Origin of the sequence: Microbacterium sp. 5K110 (genome assembly GCF_005774735.1) — a bacterium.
In the GTDB taxonomy this organism is placed as follows: Bacteria; Actinomycetota; Actinomycetes; order Actinomycetales; family Microbacteriaceae; genus Microbacterium.
In genome coordinates this window covers 1-21096 of sequence record NZ_VBUM01000040.1, presented here as the reverse complement: position 1 = coordinate 21096, position 21096 = coordinate 1, and the positions used below count along the sequence as shown (strand labels likewise).

Here is a 21096-nt window from a genome sequence, read left to right as displayed (position 1 = left end):
CGGGACGGCCCTTCGTGGGAAGCGGGTGCGTCAGTTGTTGCCGCGCAGGATCGCGAGGATGCGCAGGATCTCGACGTACAGCCACACGACGGTGACCATGATGCCGAAGGCGCCGACCCAGCCGTAGACGCGCGGGGCGCCGTTGCGGACGCCGCGCTGGATCTGGTCGAAGTCGAGCACCAGCGAGTACGCGGCCATGATGACCACGAAGACGCCGATGATGAGACCCAGCGGGATGCCGAAGATCTCGACGCTGCGGAGACCGAACGCGCCACCGGCGAGCGGCACGTTGAAGAGCATCAGGCCGAGGTTCACGAGGCTGAAGACCAGGTAGCCGACCATCGCGATCATGAAGATCTTGGTGGCGCGGGCCGAGGCGCGGATCTTGCCGCTGGCGAACAGGGCGAGGGTCACGCCGACGACCGAGAGGGTCGCGAGGGTCGCCTGCACGACGATGCCGGGGTAGAGGAACTCGAAGAACGCCGAGATGCCACCGACGAAGAGACCCTCGAACGCCGCGTAGGCGATGAAGACGGGGACGGAGGGCTTCTTCTTGAAGATCGCGACCATCGCGAGCACGAACCCGCCGAGGCCGCCGATGATCATCGGCAGAACGTTGGGGCTGGGGTTGGCGGCCGTGACGGTGCTCATCGTCCAGATCCAGCCGACGACGGCGGTGACGACGAGGATCGCGAAGAGGCCGATCGTCTTGAAGACGGTGTCTTCGACCGTCATGCGGTCGGTCTGCACCGCGCCCGCGGACGGGGCTGCGTACATGCCCTCGATGTTGGCGGTCTCAGCCGCTGCGGCTGCGGTGCTCGCCGGGGGAGGGCTGTAACGGGTCTGGGCGCCGGCACGAGGGTCCTGGAACGCCGGGGTGTTGAAGGCCGGGTTGTTGAGGGCCACAGGGACTCACACTCCAAATACTGGTGATCACAGCACCGTGCTGTCAGACAACAGTAGCCGAGGAGACCGCGAGAATCCTTGTGTCGACTGGGATTCTGCTATGAGCGAGCGGCGTCGGCGGCGCCTCCTCGCTAGCCTGATCCGGTGCCCGTCCGCCGGCCCCTGATCATCGGCCACCGCGGCGCTCCGGGATACCTCCCCGAGCATTCGCGGTCGTCCTACGCCCGAGCGATCTCCGCGGGGGTGGATGCCGTCGAGCCCGACGTCGTGCCGACGCGGGACGGCATCCTCGTCGTCCGGCACGAGAACGAGATCGGTACGACGACGGACGTCTCGGCGCGCGCGGAGTTCGCGGCCCGGCGCCGCACGGCGGTCGTCGACGGCGAGCGGCTGGAGGGGTGGTTCACCGAGGACTTCACCTGGGCCGAGCTGCAGACCCTCCGCTGCCGGGAGCGGATCCCCGCTGTTCGGCCGCGGAGCGCGGCCCACGACGACGAGGACCCGGTGTTGTGCCTGCGCGACGTCCTGGATCTCGCGCGCGCCGGGGGAGTCGGGGTCGTGCTCGAGATCAAGCACGCCGCGTTCTTCGCCCGCGCCGGCTTCGACATGGCCGCGCTCGTCGAGGGCGAGCTGCGGGATGCCGGTTGGTGGGACGATCCCGGTCTGGTCATCGAGTCGTTCGAGCCCCTCGTGCTGGAGCGGTTGCGGGAGCGTGGCATCCCGGCTCCGCTGGTCCAACTCGTCGAGGCGAGCGGGGCGCCGTGGGATCTGCGCGAGCGCGACGGGGCGCGGGCGCCGTCGTACGCGTCGATGCTCACGCCCACGGGGCTGGATGCGCTCGCCGAGTCGGTCGAGGGGATCAGCCCCGACAAGCGGCTGATCCTCGCGCCCGACCGGCTCGGACGCGTGCGCGGGCCCGCGCCCTTCGTCGCCGAGGCGCACGACCGCGGGATGCGGGTCCTCACGTGGACCTGTCGCCCCGAGAACCCGTTCCTGCTGCCCCCGTTCCGGCGTTCCGGCGGGGCGGCGGCGTTCGGAGACTATGAGCGCGAATGGGCCGTGCTGCGCGACGCGCGGCTCGATGGGGTCTTCGTCGACCACCCCGACCTGGGGGTCGAGTTCTTCCGGGCACGGTGATGACCGGCGCAACCCCCGGCCGCGTGCCCGTGCAGCGGACGAGGATGGCGGGATGACGGTGGACGTGACGGTGGTCGGCGGCGGCATCTCGGGACTCGCGTGCGCGCGGGCGGTGCGGGATGCCGGGAAGTCGGTGCACGTGATCGATCGCGGGCGCCGCCCGGGCGGTCGCCTCTCCAGCCGCACCCTCGACGGCCGGGCCGTGGACCTCGGGGCGTCGTACTTCGTCGTCGGAGACGACGAGGGGTTCGCGCGCGTCGTCGACGAGTGGGAGGCGCGCGGACTCGCGCGGCCGTGGACCGACACGTTCTCGGCGATCGACGCCGACGGCACCGTCACCCGGAAGACCGGCCCGATGAGGTGGTCGGCCCCGGCGGGCCTGCGCTCGCTCGCGCTCGACCTGGCCGAGGGACTCGACGTCGAATCGGGTCGCGCGGTGGAGCGCGTCGCGCCGTTCCGCGTCGACGGCGAGGAGGCCGGCGAGGTCGTGCTGGCGATGCCGGAACCGCAGGCCCGCCGCCTCGTCGACGTGCCGCCGGTCGCCGCCCAGGAGTGGGAGGCCGTGATCGCCGTCGTGCTGCGGTGGGACGAACGGCTGTGGCCGGACGACCTGCACGGCGCCTTCGTCAACGGTGATCCCGCCATCGCGTTCGTCGCCGACGACGGCGACCGCCGCGGCGACGGGGCTCCGGTCCTCGTCGTCCACACCACCGCTGCGGCGGCGCAACGGCACCTCGACGACCCGGATAGCGTGATCGCGCCCGTCGTCGCGGCGATGCGCCGCGTGCTGCAGATCCAAGCTGAGCCGGTGGCGACGCATGCGCACCGCTGGACCTTCGCCCGCCCCGCGGGGACGACCGGGGCGCCGTTCTTCCGCTCCCCGGGGCTGTCGCTGTGCGGCGATGCGTGGGGCGAATCGGCGGCCGTGCGCACGGCGTGGGCCTCGGGCGACGCGCTCGGTCGCGTGCTCGCGGCATCCTGAATCCCGGGGGCATGTCGGCATGCCCCCCTAGGGTGGAGGGATGGACGCAGGGGGCGCGGGCATCGAAGCGGTACAGGTCAAACGGGCGTTCGGCGGGGTGACCGCCGTCGCCGACGTGACTTTCTCGGCCGAGCCGGGGCGGGTGACGGGACTCGTCGGACCGAACGGATCCGGCAAGACGACGCTGTTGCTGATGCTGGCGTCGCTGCTGCGGCCGGACCAGGGTGAGATGCGGATCGCGGGCGTCGATCCGGTCGCCGATCCGGCGGGCGCGCGACGACTTCTCGGATGGATGCCGGACTCCCTCGGCGCGTGGCCGAGCCTGACCGCGCGCGAGGTCCTCGTCGCGACGGGGCAGCTCTACGACCTGCCGCGCGCCGCCGCCCGGTCCCGCGCCGATGCGCTGCTCGAACTCGTCGACCTCTCCGCGCTCGCCGCCTCACCCGCCCGGGTGCTCTCGCGCGGGCAGAAGCAGCGCCTGGCGCTGGCGCGGGCGCTCGTGCACGACCCGCGGGTGCTGCTGCTCGACGAGCCCGCGTCGGGTCTCGACCCGCAGGCGCGGATCGCGCTGCGCGTGATGCTCCGGCGTCTCGCGGAGGAGGGCCGCACGATCCTCATCTCCAGCCACGTCCTGTCCGAGCTCGAGGAGGTCGTCGACGACGCCGTGTTCGTGCTCGACGGCCGGACGGTGGGCCGCGATCGTCTCGCCGCCGCGACCACGCGCGTGCGTCCGTGGCGGGTGCGCCTGTCGACCGATGCCTCGCGCGGGACCGAGTCCGATCGAGGCGCTGTCGCCGCAGCCCTCGGCCGTACGGCCGACGATCTCGGTGTCGACCGCCGCGACCTGCTCGTGCCGTTCAGCGACGAGGCAGCCGCCGTCGCGGGTCTGCGGGCCCTGGTCAGCGCCGGCCTCCCGGTCTCCGAGTTCGCGCCCGCGGTCGGCGACCTGGAGCACGCCTTCCTCGATCTCCGAGGAAACACCGCGACCGAGGGGAGCCCCGAATGAACCTGCGTCGCCTCGGCACCGTGATCGGGATCGATCTGCGCCAGCGCGTGCGTTCCGTGGGCTGGTACGTGCTGCTCGGCGTGTTCGCCGTCATCCTGCTGGCACTGCTGCTGCTGTCGTTCTCGGCGTTCTCACTCAGCACGGGCGGCAACGGGTGGTTCTACTCGATCGTCATCATGTTCGTCCTGCTGCTCGTGCTGCTGGTCTCACCGACGCTCAGCGGGAGCGCGGTGAACGGCGATCGGGATGCCGCGACGCTCGCGCCCGTGCAGGTGACGCTCGTCACGACGACCGAGATCGTCCTGGGCAAGTTCCTCGCGGCGTGGATCTCGGGCTTGGCGTTCCTCGTCGTGGCGCTGCCGTTCCTCATCGTCGCGACGTTCGCCGGGTCGTTGAATCCCGCGGTCATCGCCTCGTCCCTCGGCATCCTGGTGATCGAGGTCGGCGTGGTCGCGGCGATCGGGGTCGGGGTGAGCGCGATCGTGGCGCGCCCGGTCTTCTCGGTGGCCACGACCTACCTCATCGTGGCGGCCCTCACCCTGGGAACGCTCATCGCCTTCGGCCTGGGGGGAACGGCGCTGCGGTCGGAGCAGACCACCACGACGCGCGAGATGGACTGGAACGCGGTGCCCGCGGGGTGCGACCCGTACCTCGAGAACGACGTGACAGGGTGCCCGAGCGTGGACGAGATCGGCTGCACGACGTCGACGTACACGAGCGAGGTGCCGCGCTTCGACCGGGTGTGGGGCGTGCTGGCGGCCAACCCATTCGTCATCCTGGCCGATGCGACCCCGCCCACCTACGACAGGTACGGCAACCCGTCGGATCTGTTCTCGCAGATCGCCTCGGGCGTCCGCCTGGCGCAGATCCCGCCCGACCCCGCGCCCGCCTACGACTACTGCGCGGCTACGCCACTGACCGACGAGTCGATGGAGGATCGCATCGCGGGGACCGTTCCGAGCTGGTTCGTCGGTCTGTTCCTGCAGCTGCTGCTCGCGGGCGGACTGCTGGCGTGGGGCATCGCGCGGACGCGCACGCCCGCGCGACGCCTGCCGCCGGGGACGCGTATCGCGTGACGGCGCGGGTGCGTGACGTCACCGACCGCTCGACGGCACGGGGCGCCCGCGGTCAGCGCAGTCGTTCGGCGAGCGCGATCGCGTCGTGAGGGGCGCGCCCGCGCGCATCGTTGTCGAAGTAGACGAACACCTCGCGGGGATTGCCGTGTCGGTCGGTCGCGGAACGCCAGCCGCGGATGCGATCGGCCCATTCGTCGAGCTCGGCAGCGGTGTAGCCGCTCGAGTAGAGCTCCGTCGAGCCGTGCAGCCGGACGTACACGTGATGGGCGGTCACCGCGTCGAAGGCGGGCCACCGGCCGGCGGTGTCGGCGACGACCAGGGCGACACCGTGCTCGCGCAGGAGCTCGGTGGCGCGCGGGTCGCCGAACGTCGATGACCGAGGTTCGACGGCGTACCGCAGGGGAGCGTCCGCGTCGATCTCGAGCCAGGAGCGGCCGTCGAGTCGGGCATCGTGCCCGCGGGCGAGATCGAGCGCCTCACCCGTCGTGCGGGGGAGGCGGCAGAGGAAGCCGCCGAAAACCTCGGGGTCGAACTCCACCCGTTCGGGAAGCTGCCACAGGATCGGTCCCAGTGTCGGGCCGAGCGCGAGGACGCCCGAGGCGAAGAAGTTCGCCAGGGCCGCGTCGATGTTCCGGAGCCTCAGCATGTGCGTCACGTACCGCGACCCCTTCACCGCGAAGACGAAAGTCTCCGGCACCTCCGACCGCCAGCGCCGATAGCTCTCCGGGCGCTGGAGCGAGTAGAAGGAGCCGTTGAGCTCCACACTCGGCATCCGCTCGGCGAGGTACTCGAGCTCGCGCCGCTGCACGAGGCCCGGCGGATAGAAGTCGCCCCGCCACCGCGGGTACCGCCACCCCGACGTCCCGACGTAGGCCGTTGTGGTCAGGCGTGTCCCTCGCTGGCGGGGAAGTCCGGGCCGGTGGGCTGATCGGCGTCGACGTCGTCGCCGGTGTGGTCGTCGAGGTCGACGTCCTCTTCCGACTCGGCGGCGTCTTCGCGAACGTCGTCGGTGACGGCGTCGGTGGGCGCTCCGCTGTCGGCGTGCGCGTCGTCGGAGTGGCGGGTGGGCAGATCCGGAGTACTCATGTCGGCCACGGTGCCCCATCTGGGCGGAGTGGGCGAGCGGCTTGACAGGCTGTCAGTCGGTGGCATCCGGGATCGACAGGTCGACGGCGGGCCAGGCCGGGAGCGGATCCTCGTACCGCACCCACGCCTCGGGCCCGGCGGCGAGCTCGTCGTCGGTCAGGGCGGCGAGGTCGAGCACGTGCCGCAGGCGCGGTGCCGAGAGGTCGAGCCCGGTGAAAGCGATCTCTTGGCCGACGCCCATGCGCCCGTCGTCGGTGCCGATCGGTTCGATCCACATCGCCGACCCGACGTGTTCCCAGCGGGCCAGGATGCCGGGGCGTGAAGCGATCCGGCAGAACCCCGCGGAGCGCACGAGGCGTCCGGCCGCGCCGTCGTCGAGTCTGTCGAGTGCGGTCTGCAAGCGCTGCGGGTGGAAGGGACGCACCTGGTCGTAGCGCAGAGTGCTGACGCGGTTGTCACGCATGTACGGATCGTGCTCGTCGTTGAGGGTGCGCACCCAGCCGGCGCGCTCGAGGATCTCGGTCTCGTCTTCTCGCGGCGCGGCCGCGCCCAGATCGGTGCGCGGGTCGCGGCTGAGCCGCAGCGTCGCCCGAGGATTGAGGTGGGATGCCAGCGCCATCTGCACCGCGAGAGCCGCCGTCGGAACCTGCTCCCAGTTGACCCACACGATGCGGGTCGCGAGTTCGAGTGCGAGAGCTGCCTGACGCGCGCGAGCGCCGACGTCGCCGCGGGTGTCCCCGGCCGGGGCGGATGCCACGAGCGGTGCCCCCTCGAGCAGGTCGCCGATCATGTGACGCGCGTCCACGATGCACACGGCCTCGACCTCGACCCCGCCCCTCTCGGCGATCGCGTGGATCAGGTCGACATCGGTGCCGAGGTCGACCACGGCCCGTTCGCCGGCGGCGCGCGGTCGGGGTCGAGGGAGGGCGTGCGCGGCGCGGAGATCGCGGTAGCGGAGGAGGTGCAACGGGCGACCGAGGGTGGCGGCGATGCGTTCGGCGTAGGCCTGCCTCTCGGGCGCGCACACGCCCATCGTCACGATCGTTCTCTCCACGGCATCCGCCCTTCGTTTGTCGGGAATCGACGGACAGCCTACCTTGTTATTGAGAACGGTTATCAACAGGAGGATGCCATGAAGGTCCGCAACTCGATCACGTCACTGAAGAACCAGCCCGGTGCGCAGGTGGTCCGCCGCCGTGGGCGGGTGTTCGTGATCAACAAGCTGAACCCGCGGTGGAAGGGGCGGCAGGGCTAAGGCGAACGAGAACCGTTCCCGATTGACTGCACACATTGCAATTCGTTTATGTGTGTGGTGATGTGGATGCGTGGACAGGATCGCGGGACTCGAGGACGCCGCCGAGCTGTTCAAGGTTCTCGGCAACGAGTCGCGCCTCGCGCTCGTCTGGCTGTTGAGCCGGGAACCGCTCACGGTGGGCGCCCTCGCCGCTCAGGCCGAGTTGTCGCAGCCCCTCGTGTCGCAGCATCTGCGGACGCTGCGGCAGGCCGGGCTCGTGACGTCGGAGCGGGAGGGCAAAGAGATCCGATACGCCCTCGCCGACCAGCACGTCGCCCACGTCGTGCTCGATGCGATCACCCACGTCCAGGAATCGAACGATCAGGGGAACGAGCAATGAGCACCACCGAGACGCACGCCGAGCACACCGTCGATGAGCACGCCCACGGCGACGACTGCGGTCATCAGAAGATCGAGCACGGCGACCACATCGACTACGTGCACGGCACGCACCACCACGCGCTCCACGGTGACCACTACGACGAGCACGAGTCGAAGGCCGAGCACGGCGTCGACGAGCACCGTCACGGAGACGACTGCGGTCACGAGAAGGTCGCGCACGACGACCACGCGGACTACGTGCACGACGGACACCGTCACGCCCTGCACGCCGACCACTACGACGAGCACTGAGCTGTCGCAGAGCCGTCCCGGGCCCGCCTCTCCGTTCCGGAGGGCGGGCCCTTCGCGTCGAGTCAGGCGGTGTCGAAACGCGCGATCAGGCGTGTGAGGGTCGGGAGACTGCGCGAGGTCGCGGGCTGGCCCGTGAGGCGCTCGATCACGGGAGTCGCGTTCGACTCGCGATCCCGTTCGTTGACGGTCACGACCCAGCCCGCGCCGCTGTCGAGGATCCGGCACCGGCGCCGGGCGGCTTCGTGTTCGGTCTGCGCGTCGAGCATGATGGCGTCTCCGCGGTGGAGGGTGAGCTCGCGCCGCACCGCGTCGCGGGCGTCGCGGTGCGCGGCCACGATGTCTCCAAGCTCGTCGAGCGCGAGCGTGAAGACCTCCCGTTCCACGCCGGTGCGGGCGGCGAGGGCGTCCATCGCGTCGTGAGCGAGCGCCGGGTCGCCGCCGCAGACGACGGTGCCGTTGCTCTGGAAGGGTGCCGGGTCGTGGCATCCGGCATCCACGAAGGCGGCGATGAGGTCGGCGGTGGACACGTGCCCTCGCTGACCCTGGTTGAGGTTCCGGACGAACGCGACGTGGCGCATGTGGGCGAGGGTAGCGCGGTGCGACGCCCGCGAGTCGACGCGACGGCGGGAGTCGAACCCGCCACGCCTTCGGTTATGAGCCGAGGCCCGGGACCGCCCGGATCGCCGCGATGTGTCCCCACGCTAACCGCGGGTCGATCACCGCGCTCCCACGTTGCGGGAAGTAACTCTCCATTTCTCTCCGTGTCACCCGAGGGTCGTGGAACCGGAGGAGTTTCCCCCGGGGCCCTTGCGGTGCGCGGCATCACGGGCGTTGAATCAGCGCAGCAGTGCAGTCGCGATCTGAGGGGGCATCATGACCAGCAACCCATCCGAATACGATCCGGACGGTGGCTACGACCCCGACGGCGGGTACGACCCGGACGGCGGGTACGACCCGGACGGGGGATATGACCCGGACGGTGGCTACGACCCGGACGGGGGCTACGACCCGGACGGGGGCTACGACCCGGACGGGGGCTACGACCCCGACGGCGGATACGTCATCTGACCGGGGGCACCTTCTCGTTCAGGCGAGCGCTCGCCTGAGGACCTCCCGATCGTCGTGAGGCACCTTCACGGTGCCGACGATCTGGGTGGTCTCGTCGCCTTTCCCGGCCACGAGGACGAGATCGCCCGGCCGGGCCATCTGGAGCGCCGCGTGGATGGCATCCACGCGTGACGGGATCTCGAGGGCATCCGGAACTCCCGCGCGGACTTCGGCACGGATGCGATCGGGAGGCTCTCGTCGGGGGTTGTCGTCGGTCAGGATGGCGACGTCGGCGAGTTCGGCGGCGATCGCGCCCATCTGAGAGCGCTTGCCGCGGTCCCGCTCTCCGCCGGCGCCGAACACGAGGATGATCCGACCCGCGGTGCGGGCGCGGACCGAGCGGAGCGCGACGCGGAGGGCGCCCGGATTGTGGGCGGTGTCGACCATCGCCGTCACTCCGTCCTTCTCGGCGATGAGTTGAAGGCGCCCCGGCGGCGGCTCGACGTGCGCGAGCGCGTCCGCGACGGCCGCGGGTTCTCCGCCCGCTCCGATCACGGCCGCTGCCGCGAGGAGCAGATTGGTCACCGCCACGGAATGCACCGTGGGCAGCGAGATCCGGTGCGGCGTTCCCTCGACGCGCAGGACCCCGACGAGACGGCCCTCTTCCTCCCGCACCGCCTCGGTATGCAGATCGCCCCCGTCACCCACGACGATCACCCGGATTCCGCGACGGTCCGCCGCCTCGCGAACCAGGTCTCCCTGCGCGGACTCCGCGGAGATGATCGCGAGCCCGTCCGGGCGCAGATACTCCCGGAAGAGCCGGAGTTTGGCGTTCCAATACCCCTCGACGCTGCGGTGGACGTCGATGTGGTCGCGCTCCAGCCCGGTCGAAACGGCGGTGTCGACGGAGACCCGGTCGAACAACCCGTCGGCCAGAATGCCGACGAACGCCTCGATCGACAGCGCCCGCGCCCCGGCGCGCGCCTGTGCGTCGATCAGTTCGGGCAGGTAGTCGGGGGATCGGCGGACCCGGCTCTCGCGAAGAACCCCGTCGACATCCGTCACCCCGGTCGAGTCGTACCCCGCAGCCCGCCAGCCGATGAGTGTCATCAGCTGCCGGGTCGCGGTCGCGACGCTGGTCTTCCCGTTCGTCCCCGTGACGGCCGAGATGATCGGCCGGCCCGTCGGTGGTTCGATGCGAAACGTCATGGTGCCCCCTCCATGTCGCGTCATCATCTCACCGCGAGGGATGCCGGACACCCCTGCTGTCGAGGATCGCTTGCGTCGAATGGTCGAGGTGCGCCCGCACTGCGCGCACGGGGTCGGCCAGTGCTTCCTCGACGTAGGCGCGATGCTCGGTCGCCAAGGCCCCCGGGGCGTAGGCGGGGCGCACGTGCGTGAGCAGCAGGTGCATCTCGGAATCGAGCCGGCGGTACTCCTCGGCGATGCGCGGGGAGTCGGCGGCATCCACCAGGGCCAGATGCACCCGCGCGTGAGCGTCGAGGGTGGCGGGCCAGTCGCCCGAGGTTTCGGCGGCCGCGAGAGCGTCGAGGGCATCGTCGACGGCAGGGGGACGGATGCCACGGTCGCGCACGATCCGCAGAGCCTCGGTCTCGAGGGCGCACCGCAACTGCTGCAGGGCGACGAGCGCGTCGTCGTCGAGCAGAGAGACGCGCACACCGCGGTAGGGCTCGGCCGTGACGAGACGTTCGGCCGTGAGGCGCGCGAGGGCGGTGCGCGCGGTGTGCCGCGAGACGCCATGCGTCGCGCTGAGCTCCTCTTCGCGCAAGGCGGTGCCCGGAGCGAGGTCGCCCGACAGGATGCCATGACGCAGGGCCGCGGCGACGACGTCGGCCGCGCGGGGGCCGGGTGCATCGCTCGGCCGGCGACCCGCTGCGTCCGTCGCGCGCGCGGCGGCTTCGCTGCTCGGCCGCGGGGATGCAGCATCGGCGGGGACGAACGGCTGGATCGGGGGATCACGCCGGGGCCGTGGCATCCGGAACCTCCTCACGTCGACGCGACGGAGCGGAGACCACGGCGAGGCCCATCGCGATGAGCGCGAGGCCGACCGCGCTCACGGCGCTCAGCTGCTCCTGCAGCACGAGGAGTCCGAGGAGCGTCGCACCGAGAGGCTCGGCGAGCGTCAGCGTCGAGACCGTGACGGCGGTCAGACGCGCGAGTCCCCACCCGAACAGCAGGTACGCGACCGCGGTGGTCACGACGCCGAGCCACAGGGCCAGGCCGAGACCGTTCGGGGTGAGCAGCCACGACGTTCCTGCGGCGAGCAGCACCGGTAGGCTCGCGACGGCGGCGACACCGAACACCGTGCCCATGACGCGCGTGGAGTTCCACCCCCTCTCGAACAGCGCCTTGTCGCACACGGTATAGAGGGCGTACGACATTCCCGCGCCCGCCGAAGCGAGCAGGCCGCCCGGGGCCAGGGCGACCGCGCCGCCGGTGACTCCCGAGACGAGCACGACCCCCGCGAGAGCGATCGCGGTGGCGAGCATCCACCGGCCCGAGGGGAGGCGGCGCGAGCGGATGGCATCCACGATCCCCGTCGCGATCGGCGCGGAACCGAGGGCGACCACGGTGCCGATCGCGACGCCGTTCTCGCGCGCGCCGAGGAAGAAGAGCGGCTGATACGCCAGGACGCCGAGGGCGCCGACGGCGATGAGTACGGCCGTGGATCCCCGCCGCGCAGCCGCCCGGGGCGGCGACGTCGGGCGCCGCCGGGCGAGCGCGAGGAGTCCCAGGATGCCGCCGCCCACCACGATCCGCGCGGCGCCGACGGCCACGGGGGAGGCGTCGACCCCGGCCAGCGCCTGAGCCGTACCGGTCGTGGCGAAGCACAGGGCGGCGGCGAGGACCGCGAGTGCGGGAAGCATGGAGAGATTGTTACACAATCTAGGAAGGTTCACTCCCGCAGTGATCGCACCATGGAGCGCAAGGCCGTGCGGGCGGCGAGCTGTTCGGCATCCGTCATCCCGCCGAGCATTCGGCGCTCGACCCCGCGCACGGCGGCGCTCGCACGTGCGAGGTCGCTCCGTCCTTGCGCGGTGAGGCGGGTGGGGAGGGCTTTGCCGGAGGGGGCGGTCTCGGCGCGCTCGACGATGCCGTCACGCTCGAGGGTCTGCAGGAGCACGTTCATCGACTGTCGTGTCACGAAAGCACCGCGGGCCAGATCGGAGTTCGACGACCCGGGGCGTTGGGCCAGCTGCTCGAGGCAGGAGTAGTGCGTGATCGTCATCCCGAGGGGGCGCAGGACCTCCTCCATGGCGGTCCTCAGTGCGCTCGACGCCTCTTTCAGCAGGTAGCCGAGCGATGTCTCGAGGTCGATTCCCTCTTGCTTCATGTCAGTAGTCTGACATATGCTGGATGTCAGTTATCTGACACAAGGAGATTCCATGCCCGTCACCGGCCCCGACTTCCTCTCCCTCCAGGTGCGCGACCTCGGCGCCTCGCAGGCCTTTTACGAGCGCTACCTCGGCCTCGTCCGATCGCCCGCGGGTCCGCCGCACGCCGTCGTCTTCACGACGGCGCCGATCGCTTTCGCGCTGCGCGACCTCGTGCCGGGGACCGACCTCGACGCGGTCGCACAGCCGGGCCTCGGCGTCGCCCTGTGGCTGCATGCCACCGACGTGCAGGCGATCCACGACGCCCTCGCCGCCGCGGGGCACCGCATCGTGTCCGCGCCCATCGACGGACCTTTCGGCCGCACCTTCACCTTCGCCGACCTCGACGGGTACCACGTGACTCTCCACGACCGCGCGTGAGGTGTCTGCCGCGGGTGCTCCGGGGTGCGGTGCCGCGGGTGCCTCAGCCGCCGCAGAAGCGCACAGGCGCGGGCCGGTAACGTGGGTGCATGGCGACGACGACGGGGCGAGGCATCCTGGCCCTCGGCGTCGCCGCCGCTCTGCTCATCGCCGGGGTGGTGATGGCACTCGTGGTCGATCCGTTCGCCCGGATGCCGCGCAAAGTGGATGCCACGACCGAGTGGATCGCACGAGGGCTCCTGCTCCTCGCCGTGGCGTGGGTCGCGATCGGGATGCTCGCGTCCCGGACCCGCCTGGTGGGGCGGCCGGGCGCCGCCGCGGCGCGCGCCACCTGGATCGCGTCGACGCGCCCGTGGCGTGCGCGCGAGTCGACGCTGGGCGTGTTGCCCCTCGACCGGTGGTTCATGATCATCATCCCCGGTGGCCTGCTCGTCGCCACACGTACGGTGCAGGCGCAGCGCGAGGGACTGAGCAGCGTCGCCTTCGCGGTCGCGGGATGGCTCGTCTTCGCGCTCGTCGTCCGACTGCTGCTCGGCTCGCGCTCGCCGTGGCCGATCATCGCCGCCGTGGGCGGAGCGCTCGTGCTGCGGTGCATCGTGGCTCTCGCGGCGATCGGGCTCTCGGGTCCCGACGGTGCGTGGCCCACCCTGTGGAGTGTGTCGTTCGTCCGGATCGCCTATCTCACCGTGGCGTTCGCCCTCGTGGCGTGGGTGTTCGTCGTCGCCGGCTGGTCTCTCGCGCCGCAGCTCGGTCCGCGTCGTGCGGCGGGGATCGCGCTCGGCGGGGTGGGCATGGCCTTGGCGCTGCCCACGGTCGCGGCCGCCGTGTTCGGCACGGGCCCCGCCCTGTCGTCGTGGAACAACCAGGTCGGGGTGCTGCCGTGGCACCTGGCCCGCATCAGCGGTCTGTACGACGGAGCCGTGCCGGCCGAAGCGATCCTGAGCGCAGCGGTCGTCGGCGTGCTCATGACGATCGCGGGCCTCGTGCTCGCCCTGCCGTTGCGGCCGGGCGAGCGACGGCCTCGGAGACTCGCGGCCTGAGGCCGCGGCTCAGCCGGCGAGCGTGCGGTCGAACGGGCCGCCGCGCCGGATGTCGCGCACCTCTTTACCGAGCGGCATGAGCGACACCGGCACGAGCTTGAAGTTCGCGATTCCGAGCGGGATGCCGATAATCGTGATGCACAGCACGAGCCCGGTGATGATGTGCTCGAGGGCGAGCCACCACCCGGCGAGGATCACCCACACGACGTTGCCGAGGAACGACCCCACGCCCGCGGTCGGCTTCGCCACGATCTCGCGGCCGAAGGGCCACAGGGCGTACAGGCCGATGCGGAACGAGGCGATGCCCCACGGAATGGTGACGATCAGGATGCACAGCACGACACCCACCGCCAGGTAGCTGAGGAACAGCCAGAAACCCGACAGCACGAGCCAGAGGACGTTGAGGATGAGGCGCATACGTCGATTCTCTCGCGTTCGGCGGGAGCGGGTCGGATGCCCCCTCTTTCTCGGATCCACGACTGTTCACCCCTCGGACACCGGCACGGCCGACCGTGGTCACCCACGCGTGGTCCAGTGGCGGGACCCGATCTCCCGAGGAGTGTCATGTCGACCCTGCGTCGTGCCCTGGCGGCCGTGGCAGCGAGCGCCGTGTGCGCCGCCACCGTCGTCGCTCTGCCGTTCCCGTCCGTGGCAGCCGAGCCCGCGGGCGTCCGGATCAACGAAGTCGAATCCAGCGGGGGAACCCCCGGCGACTGGGTGGAATTCGTCAACACCACGTCGTCGTCGGTGTCGTTGGCCGGGTTCACCTTCAAGGATGACGACGACACGCACGCGTTCGTCTTCGGAGCCGACGCGACGATCCCCGCCGGGGGCGTGTACGTCATCGACGAGAAGGACGGCGTCGGCAACTTCGGATTCGGACTCGGCGGCAAGGACTCCGCGCGCCTGTTCGACCCGAACGGTCAGCTCGTGGACTCGCGCTCCTGGACGGCGCACGCGGCGACCACGTACGGGTTCCAGCCGGGCGGCTCGCCGGACTGGGCGGTCACGGCGGAGCCCACGAAGGGCACGGGCAACGTCTTCGGCGGATCGACGCCCACACCGACTCCGACTCCTAGCGCGACGCCCTCGCCCTCGCCGACCACCGCGCCCGCTGCCGGCGTCGTCGTCAACGAGATCGTCTACGACGCCGTCTCGGGTGTGCCCTCGGACAGCATCGAGCTCTTCAACGCCGGCGTCTCCCCGGTCGACATCGGCGGCTGGAAGGTGAGCGACGACAAACGCAGCGAGGTCGGCACGATTGCCGCCGGAACGGTTCTGAAGCCGGGGGCCTTCCTCGTGCTCGTCAAAGACACGGACTTCCCGTTCGGCCTCGGCAAGGGCGACGAGGTCGTGCTCTTCGACAGCACCGGTGCGGTCGTCGACGCCTACGCATACGCCAACACGGCGCCGCTGGCCACGTGGGCTCGCTGCCCCGACGGCACCGGTGCGTGGGCGCCGGCGACCGTCGTCACCCTCGGTGCGGCCAACGTCTGCGCCGCCCCCTCCGTCCCCGGGAGCGTCCGTCTGAACGAGGTCGACTCGCAGCCGGCCGACTGGGTCGAGCTCTACAACCCGGGGTCCACCGCGTTCGACCTCACCGGATACGAGCTCCGAGACAACTCCGACGACCACCGCTGGACGTTCCTCCCCGGCACGATGCTGCCCGCCGGCGGATTCCTCGTCGTCGATGAGGCGACCGAGGGCCTGGTGGGCGGCGTGCGTGCGGCCTTCCGCGACCCGATCGGGATCGGCAGCGCCGACCGCATCCGCCTCTTCGACGCAGCAGGAACGCTCGTCGACGACACGCTGCCCTGGCAGGGACACGCGGCGATCGAGGGGGACGCGGCGGCAGCGACGCTCGCCCGCTGCCCCGATGGGCTCGGAGAATTCGTGCTGGCGCGTCCCACGCCCGGTGCGGCCAACGACTGCGTGCTGCCCGATGTCGTGATCAACGAGGTCGAGTCCAACGGCGACGCCACGGACTGGGTCGAGATCGTGAACCGGGCGTCCACGCCCCTCGACATCTCGGGCTGGACCCTGCTCGACAACGATCCGATCGGTCACGCCGCAGACGTCAGCCCGGTGGCGGCCGGCACGGTCGTGGCCCCGGGCGGGCGGTTCGTGTTCGACGGTGGCATCCACTTCTCCTTCGGTCTCGGCGGCGCCGATACCGCCACGATCCGCTCGGCCTCGGGCATCACCGTCGCCGAGTACTCGTGGACCGCTCACGCTCAGGGCGTGTACGCGCGCTGCCCCGACGGTGTCGGTGAGCTGCGCGATGTCGCTCTGTCGACGAAGAACGCGTCGAACGCGTGCGGCAACCCGGTGCGCATCAACGAGGTCGAGTCCGACGGCGGATCGCCGGACGACTGGATCGAGTTGGTGAACCCGACCGGTTCGCCCGTGGATGCCGCGGGCCTCGTGCTCAAGGACGACGACGACTCGCACATCTACACCCTCCCCGCCGGCTCCACTCTTCCTGCGCGCGGCCACCTCGTGGTGGAGCGTGCCGACCTCGGCTTCGGGCTCGGCGGCGCGGACTCCGTGCGCTTGTTCGAGGGCGAGACCCTCCTCGATTCCACGACATGGACCGCCCACGCGTCCGCCACCTGGGGTCGGTGCCCTGACTCCACGGGCGTGTTCGGCCCCACCTTCACCTCGACCAAGGGCGCGGCCAACGTGTGCGAGGCCCCCGCGGTGGCGTGGCCGGGTGTGCCGGAGGCCCGCGTGGTCGATACGGCCCCCACGTTCCGGTCCGACAGTTCGGGTCTCGACAGTCAGGTCACGGCCGATGGCACGTTCTTGTGGGCCGTCGACAACGGCACGGGCACGTTCTGGAAGCTCGCGGTCGCGGCGGACGGCTCGGCCACCCCGGTCGCCGGTTGGGAGAACGGCAAGCGTGCGCGTTTCCCGAAGGACGCGGGCAACGCCCGTGCCGCCGGACCCGATGCCGAGGGCATCACCGTCGCCGGAGACGGCTTCGTCTACCTGGCCACCGAGCGCGACAACAGCGCGAAGGGCGTGAACCGCAACACGGTGCTGAAGATCGACCCGAACGCCCCCGGGCCGGACGTCGTCGCGAACCAGGAGTGGGACCTCACCGCCTCTCTCCCCGCGGTGGCGGCGAACACCGGACTCGAGGCGGTCGAGTGGATCGCCGACACCGACCTTCGGACGACACTGATCGATCAGAACACGGGTGCTCTGTATGACCCGGCCCGCTACCCCGGCCACGGCGCGGGGCTCTTCTTCACCGCCCTGGAGGACAACGGGCATGTGTACGCCTTCGCGCTGAACGCCGACGGAACACACGCCCTCGTCGCCGAGATCGCGCCCGGGCTCCCGGCGGCCATGGCACTGGACTGGGATAGCGCACTCGGCGTGCTGTGGGTCATGTGCGATGACGGATGCCACGGCGACGGCGTCCAGGTGACCCTCAACGGCACGGTCACGCCGGATGTCGTCCGCATCTCGCGGCCGGCGGGGCTGCCCGACACCAACAACGAGGGCTTCGCCACGCTGCCGGTGGCTCTCGGCGGCGCGTCCACGCGGCCGGCCTGGTGGTTCACCGACGGGCTCTCTTCGGGCGCACTGCGAGTGGGCGGGCTGCCTGCGGTCGCCGGGCCCGTCGACCCGACGCCGACCCCGACGCCGACCCCGACGCCGACCCCGACGCCGACTGCGACGCCGTCCGTGACTCCGACGCCGACCGCATCGCCGACGCCGATCACGAGCCCGACGCCGACCATGACGCCGACGCCGACCGCATCGCCGACGCCGACTGCGACGCCGACGCCGACTGCGACGCCGACGCCGACCGCATCGCCGACGCCGATCACGAGCCCGACGCCGACTGGTGCGCCGACGGCGGGAGGCACCGTTCAGCCGCTGCCCGGTGACCAGCTGACCGGCGCCAACCGCGGGCCTGTCCGCGCCCCCGGCTCCGCGGTCGCCGGCTCGCCGATCTCCGTCGTAGTGGATGCCGATCGCGCCGGTCAGCGCGTGCAGGTGTGGCTGTACTCCACGCCGACGCTTCTGGCCGAGGCCACCGTCGACGCCCAGGGGCGCGTCGCGGTCACCCTCCCGGCCGACGTCACGGGTTCCCACCGCATCGCGGTGTATGCCCTCGACGGCACGCTGCTCGGATGGGCTCCGGTGGAGATCAGCGCGTCGTCGGCGACGGCGCCCGGTTCGGCTCTGGCGTCGACCGGTGCGACGATCGCGACCAGCGCTGCGGTGGCCGGTGGCATCCTGCTGCTGGCTGGCTTCGTCGTGATGATCGCGCGTCGTCGTCGCACGGTCGGCTGACCCTCGATCCGTGCGGCGCCGTCCCCCGCGGGCGGCGCCGCGGGGCTGAGTGATCCACCGTGTCGGGGGCCCGCCTAGACTTGTGGCGCCATGACCGACGCCTCCCTGCCCCTCATCGTCGGCGCTTCCGCGCCGTCGGACGCCCGCCCCGACGCCGACCTGCTCGCCGGTCTGAACGGGCCGCAAAGAGAGGCCGTCACCTACCGCGGACAGGCTCTGCTGATCGTCGCGGGGGCCGGGTCGGGCAAGACGAGCGTGCTGACGCGGCGCATCGCCTCCCTGCTGCGCACGCGCGAGGCCTACCCGAGCCAGATCCTGGCGATCACCTTCACCAACAAGGCCGCGGGCGAGATGCGCGAGCGCGTCCACCAGCTGATCGGGCAGAAGGCCGACGGCATGTGGATCTCGACGTTCCACTCCGCGTGCGTGCGCATCCTCCGGCGCGAGGCGCAGCAGTTCGGCTTCACCAAGGCGTTCACGATCTACGACTCGGGCGACTCGCGCGCCCTCATCAAGCGCCTGGTGAAAGATCACGAGGGTGATGCGTTCGGCCTCACCCCTGCGGGCACGCAGAGCCGGATCTCGAAGCTCAAGAACGAGCTGGCGGATGCCGAGTCCTACGCGCGGCAGGCCAATACGAGCGACCCCGCAGAGCGCGTGTTCATCGAGATCTTCTCGGCGTACCAGCGCGAGTTGCAGCGCGCGAACGCGTTCGACTTCGACGACCTCATCGCGCAGACCGTCTACCTGTTCCGGGCGTTCCCCCACGTGGCCGACGTGTATCGCAAGAGATTCCGCCACATCCTGGTGGACGAGTACCAGGACACCAACCACGCCCAGTACGCCCTCATCCACGAGCTGACCCTGCCGCCCGGCAGCGACGCCGAGCCGATGTCGGCGGGCGGCGGCATGATGATCTTCGAGGCCGAGCCCGCGGCCGAGAGCGGGGCCTCGCTCACCGTCGTCGGTGATTCCGATCAGTCGATCTACGCGTTCCGTGGTGCGGACATCCGCAACATCAGCGAGTTCGAGCGTGACTACCCGGGCGCGAAGGTCGTCCTGCTCGAGCAGAACTACCGGTCGACGCAGAACATCCTGTCGGCGGCGAACGCGGTGATCTCGAACAACTTCGACCGCAAAGACAAGAAGCTCTGGACCGACGTGGGCGCGGGCGACCCGATCATCGGGTTCACCGGGTACTCGCAGCACGACGAGGCGCAGTTCGTGGCCGACGAGATCGAGGCGCTGCACCGCACCGGCGTCGACTACGCGCAGATGGCGGTGTTCTACCGCACGAACTCGCAGTCCCGTGCGCTGGAAGAGATCTTCATCCGCTCCGCGGTGCCCTACAAGATCATGGGCGGCACCAAGTTCTACGAGCGCGCCGAGATCAAGGACGCCCTGGCCTACCTCGTCGCCGTGGCCAATCCCGCCGATGAGATGGCGCTGCGTCGCATCCTGAACAAGCCCCGCCGCGGCATCGGTGATGTCACCGAGACGGCGATCGCGCGCTACGCCGCCGACCACGGCATCACCTTCCGCGACGCGCTCGCCAACTCGCCGCAGCTGGGCGTCGGTCCGAAGCTGCAGAAGGCGATCGACCACCTCGACGCGGTACTGAGCGAGGCAACGGCGCTGATGCTCCCGGCATCCGGAGAACTCGCCCCCTCGACCTCCGTCAGCGAAGGGCTCACCCTGCTGCTGAACAAGAGCGGCTACTTCGACGCCCTGCGCGCCAGCCGCGACCCGCAGGACGAGGCGCGCCTCGAGAACCTCGACGAACTCGTCGCCGTCACGCGTGAGTTCGCGCGCAACAACCCCGACGGCACGATCATCGACTTCCTCACCGAGGTCGCCCTCGTCGCCGACGCCGATGACCTCGACGACGCATCGGGCTCGGTCTCGCTCATGACCCTGCACACCGCGAAGGGACTCGAGTACGACGCGGTGTTCCTCACCGGCGTCGAGGAAGACCTGCTGCCGCACCGCATCTCGGCCGGCGAACCCGGCGGGCCGCAAGAAGAGCGACGCCTGTTCTACGTCGGAATCACGCGCGCGCGCAAACGCCTGCACGTGTCGCTCGCGATGACCCGGGCGCAGTTCGGCGAGGTCACCGTCGCGATGCCGAGCCGGTTCCTCCAAGAGATCCCCGCCGACCTCATCGACTGGCGGCAGTCGCCCGGCGACGTCAACGGGCGGGGAGGCACTCAGTCCCGAGCGCTCAACGCTCGCGGCCGTCGTCCCGGGCAGAGCAGTGGGGGCAATCGGTACGGCGACGACCTCGTGCCGCTGCCCAAGCGCGCGCCCGCTGACCCGAGCAAGTTCCCCAACCGCATCCCCGCCAAGGTGCGCGACAACGGCGACATGGAACTGGCCGCCGGCGATCGCATCCGCCACGACGACTTCGGCGAAGGACGCGTGGATGCCATCACCGGCGAGGGTGCGAAGAGGGTCGCCCACGTGCGCTTCGACACCGTCGGGGCCAAGAAGCTGCTGGTGAAGATCGCGCCGATCTCCAAGCTGTGAGGCGCCCGGCGACACGCCGGGCGAGCGCGGGGCACGGATAGGGTCGAACAATGGCACTTTTCTCGCGCCGCAAGAAGACCGATTCCGATGATGCCTCGGCCGATCGTCCCGAGGGCGTGATCGAACCGGGCGAGCAGCCCGTCGCTCCGTCCCGTCCGGATGAGGCCGCGTCGACGGAGACCACGGCCACCCCGGTGCCGAACGTGACGATCTCGACGTCGTCGTTCCGCGGCGTCGGTGCACCGATCGATGCGGCACCCGTCGAGGATTCCACCC

Annotated in this window: 23 protein-coding genes and 1 tRNA gene; 13 read left to right on the top strand and 11 right to left on the bottom strand. The window is 70.8% G+C overall.

The window, feature by feature from the left end:
* Window positions 1-30: 30 nt before the first annotated feature.
* Window positions 31-906, bottom strand: coding sequence for a Bax inhibitor-1/YccA family protein (locus tag FE256_RS10525; protein ID WP_138175346.1), 876 nt, complete (start codon window positions 904-906; stop codon window positions 31-33).
* Window positions 907-1050: 144 nt separating this feature from the next.
* Between FE256_RS10525 and FE256_RS10520 the strand changes: the two genes are divergently transcribed.
* Genes FE256_RS10520 through FE256_RS10505 form a run of 4 tightly spaced genes read left to right on the top strand, consistent with a single transcriptional unit; the run spans window position 1051 to window position 5107 of the window.
* Complete coding sequence (locus FE256_RS10520; protein ID WP_138175344.1) at window positions 1051-2043, top strand: glycerophosphodiester phosphodiesterase family protein; 993 nt, start codon at window positions 1051-1053, stop codon at window positions 2041-2043.
* Between the two features lie 52 nt (window positions 2044-2095).
* The gene (locus tag FE256_RS10515; RefSeq protein WP_138175342.1) at window positions 2096-3025 is read left to right on the top strand and encodes an NAD(P)/FAD-dependent oxidoreductase; all 930 of its coding nucleotides are present in this window, start codon (window positions 2096-2098) and stop codon (window positions 3023-3025) included.
* Between the two features lie 40 nt (window positions 3026-3065).
* The gene (locus FE256_RS10510; RefSeq protein WP_138175340.1) at window positions 3066-4031 is read left to right on the top strand and encodes an ABC transporter ATP-binding protein; all 966 of its coding nucleotides are present in this window, start codon (window positions 3066-3068) and stop codon (window positions 4029-4031) included.
* The gene (locus FE256_RS10505; RefSeq protein WP_138175338.1) at window positions 4028-5107 is read left to right on the top strand and encodes an ABC transporter permease; all 1080 of its coding nucleotides are present in this window, start codon (window positions 4028-4030) and stop codon (window positions 5105-5107) included. Before FE256_RS10510 ends, FE256_RS10505 begins: the two co-directional genes overlap by 4 nt.
* A 52-nt stretch (window positions 5108-5159) precedes the next feature.
* Here the strand turns inward: FE256_RS10505 and FE256_RS10500 are convergent, their stop codons facing one another.
* Genes FE256_RS10500 through FE256_RS10490 form a run of 3 tightly spaced genes read right to left on the bottom strand, consistent with a single transcriptional unit; the run spans window position 5160 to window position 7247 of the window.
* The gene (locus FE256_RS10500) at window positions 5160-5993 is read right to left on the bottom strand and encodes a DUF72 domain-containing protein (RefSeq protein ID WP_138175362.1); all 834 of its coding nucleotides are present in this window, start codon (window positions 5991-5993) and stop codon (window positions 5160-5162) included.
* The gene (locus tag FE256_RS10495; protein WP_138175360.1) at window positions 5990-6193 is read right to left on the bottom strand and encodes a hypothetical protein; all 204 of its coding nucleotides are present in this window, start codon (window positions 6191-6193) and stop codon (window positions 5990-5992) included. Before FE256_RS10495 ends, FE256_RS10500 begins: the two co-directional genes overlap by 4 nt.
* A gap of 52 nt (window positions 6194-6245) precedes the next feature.
* The gene (locus FE256_RS10490) at window positions 6246-7247 is read right to left on the bottom strand and encodes a GTP-binding protein (RefSeq protein WP_252370975.1); all 1002 of its coding nucleotides are present in this window, start codon (window positions 7245-7247) and stop codon (window positions 6246-6248) included.
* A gap of 78 nt (window positions 7248-7325) precedes the next feature.
* On the opposite strand from FE256_RS10490, the gene ykgO reads away from it, so the two are divergent.
* The 3 genes from ykgO (at window position 7326) to FE256_RS10475 (ending at window position 8120) form a co-directional block, all read left to right on the top strand.
* Complete coding sequence (gene ykgO, locus FE256_RS10485) at window positions 7326-7448, top strand: type B 50S ribosomal protein L36 (RefSeq protein ID WP_134124926.1); 123 nt, start codon at window positions 7326-7328, stop codon at window positions 7446-7448.
* 70 nt (window positions 7449-7518) lie between these two features.
* Window positions 7519-7827 carry an ArsR/SmtB family transcription factor gene (locus tag FE256_RS10480; RefSeq protein WP_138175336.1) on the top strand — a complete coding sequence of 103 codons (309 nt, stop codon included), beginning with the start codon at window positions 7519-7521 and terminating at the stop codon, window positions 7825-7827.
* Window positions 7824-8120: a hypothetical protein gene (locus FE256_RS10475; RefSeq protein ID WP_138175334.1), complete on the top strand. Its 297-nt coding sequence runs from the start codon at window positions 7824-7826 to the stop codon at window positions 8118-8120. Before FE256_RS10480 ends, FE256_RS10475 begins: the two co-directional genes overlap by 4 nt.
* Before the next feature lie 62 nt (window positions 8121-8182).
* Here FE256_RS10475 and FE256_RS10470 read toward each other — a convergent pair whose 3' ends face one another.
* Both FE256_RS10470 and FE256_RS18170 read right to left on the bottom strand, forming a co-directional pair.
* On the bottom strand, window positions 8183-8698 hold the full coding sequence (locus FE256_RS10470) for a DUF1697 domain-containing protein (protein WP_138175332.1): 516 nt from the start codon (window positions 8696-8698) through the stop codon (window positions 8183-8185).
* Window positions 8699-8735: 37 nt separating this feature from the next.
* A tRNA-Met gene (locus tag FE256_RS18170) sits at window positions 8736-8808 on the bottom strand.
* A gap of 185 nt (window positions 8809-8993) precedes the next feature.
* Here FE256_RS18170 and FE256_RS10465 point away from each other — a divergent pair.
* Window positions 8994-9188: a hypothetical protein gene (locus tag FE256_RS10465; RefSeq protein ID WP_138175330.1), complete on the top strand. Its 195-nt coding sequence runs from the start codon at window positions 8994-8996 to the stop codon at window positions 9186-9188.
* A gap of 18 nt (window positions 9189-9206) precedes the next feature.
* Here the strand turns inward: FE256_RS10465 and FE256_RS10460 are convergent, their stop codons facing one another.
* The 4 genes from FE256_RS10460 to FE256_RS10445 are packed head-to-tail and all read right to left on the bottom strand — an operon-like array spanning window position 9207 to window position 12522.
* Window positions 9207-10376 carry a Mur ligase family protein gene (locus tag FE256_RS10460; RefSeq protein WP_171024293.1) on the bottom strand — a complete coding sequence of 390 codons (1170 nt, stop codon included), beginning with the start codon at window positions 10374-10376 and terminating at the stop codon, window positions 9207-9209.
* A 28-nt stretch (window positions 10377-10404) separates the two neighbouring features.
* The gene (locus FE256_RS10455; RefSeq protein WP_138175326.1) at window positions 10405-11163 is read right to left on the bottom strand and encodes a GntR family transcriptional regulator; all 759 of its coding nucleotides are present in this window, start codon (window positions 11161-11163) and stop codon (window positions 10405-10407) included.
* Window positions 11144-12055 carry a DMT family transporter gene (locus tag FE256_RS10450; RefSeq protein ID WP_138175324.1) on the bottom strand — a complete coding sequence of 304 codons (912 nt, stop codon included), beginning with the start codon at window positions 12053-12055 and terminating at the stop codon, window positions 11144-11146. The genes FE256_RS10455 and FE256_RS10450 overlap by 20 nt, the downstream gene beginning before the upstream one ends.
* A gap of 29 nt (window positions 12056-12084) precedes the next feature.
* A complete protein-coding gene (locus FE256_RS10445) occupies window positions 12085-12522 on the bottom strand; it encodes a MarR family winged helix-turn-helix transcriptional regulator (protein WP_138175322.1) in 438 nt (145 codons plus the stop codon).
* A gap of 52 nt (window positions 12523-12574) precedes the next feature.
* Here FE256_RS10445 and FE256_RS10440 point away from each other — a divergent pair, with 52 nt between their 5' ends.
* Together FE256_RS10440 and FE256_RS10435 are read left to right on the top strand one after the other, a co-directional pair.
* Complete coding sequence (locus FE256_RS10440; protein ID WP_138175320.1) at window positions 12575-12943, top strand: VOC family protein; 369 nt, start codon at window positions 12575-12577, stop codon at window positions 12941-12943.
* Window positions 12944-13032: 89 nt separating this feature from the next.
* Entirely contained in the window at window positions 13033-13983 is a 951-nt protein-coding gene (locus FE256_RS10435) for a hypothetical protein (RefSeq protein ID WP_138175318.1), read from the top strand.
* A gap of 9 nt (window positions 13984-13992) precedes the next feature.
* Here FE256_RS10435 and FE256_RS10430 read toward each other — a convergent pair whose 3' ends face one another.
* On the bottom strand, window positions 13993-14400 hold the full coding sequence (locus FE256_RS10430) for a YccF domain-containing protein (RefSeq protein WP_138175316.1): 408 nt from the start codon (window positions 14398-14400) through the stop codon (window positions 13993-13995).
* Between the two features lie 147 nt (window positions 14401-14547).
* On the opposite strand from FE256_RS10430, the gene FE256_RS10425 reads away from it, so the two are divergent.
* From FE256_RS10425 to FE256_RS10415, 3 genes are all read left to right on the top strand, one after another.
* Complete coding sequence (locus tag FE256_RS10425) at window positions 14548-18294, top strand: lamin tail domain-containing protein (protein ID WP_171024292.1); 3747 nt, start codon at window positions 14548-14550, stop codon at window positions 18292-18294.
* 90 nt (window positions 18295-18384) lie between these two features.
* Window positions 18385-20820 carry an ATP-dependent helicase gene (locus FE256_RS10420; protein WP_138175312.1) on the top strand — a complete coding sequence of 812 codons (2436 nt, stop codon included), beginning with the start codon at window positions 18385-18387 and terminating at the stop codon, window positions 20818-20820.
* A 50-nt stretch (window positions 20821-20870) separates the two neighbouring features.
* Window positions 20871-21096: hypothetical protein (locus tag FE256_RS10415; protein WP_138175310.1), on the top strand; the 226-nt coding region annotated here is incomplete at its 3' end.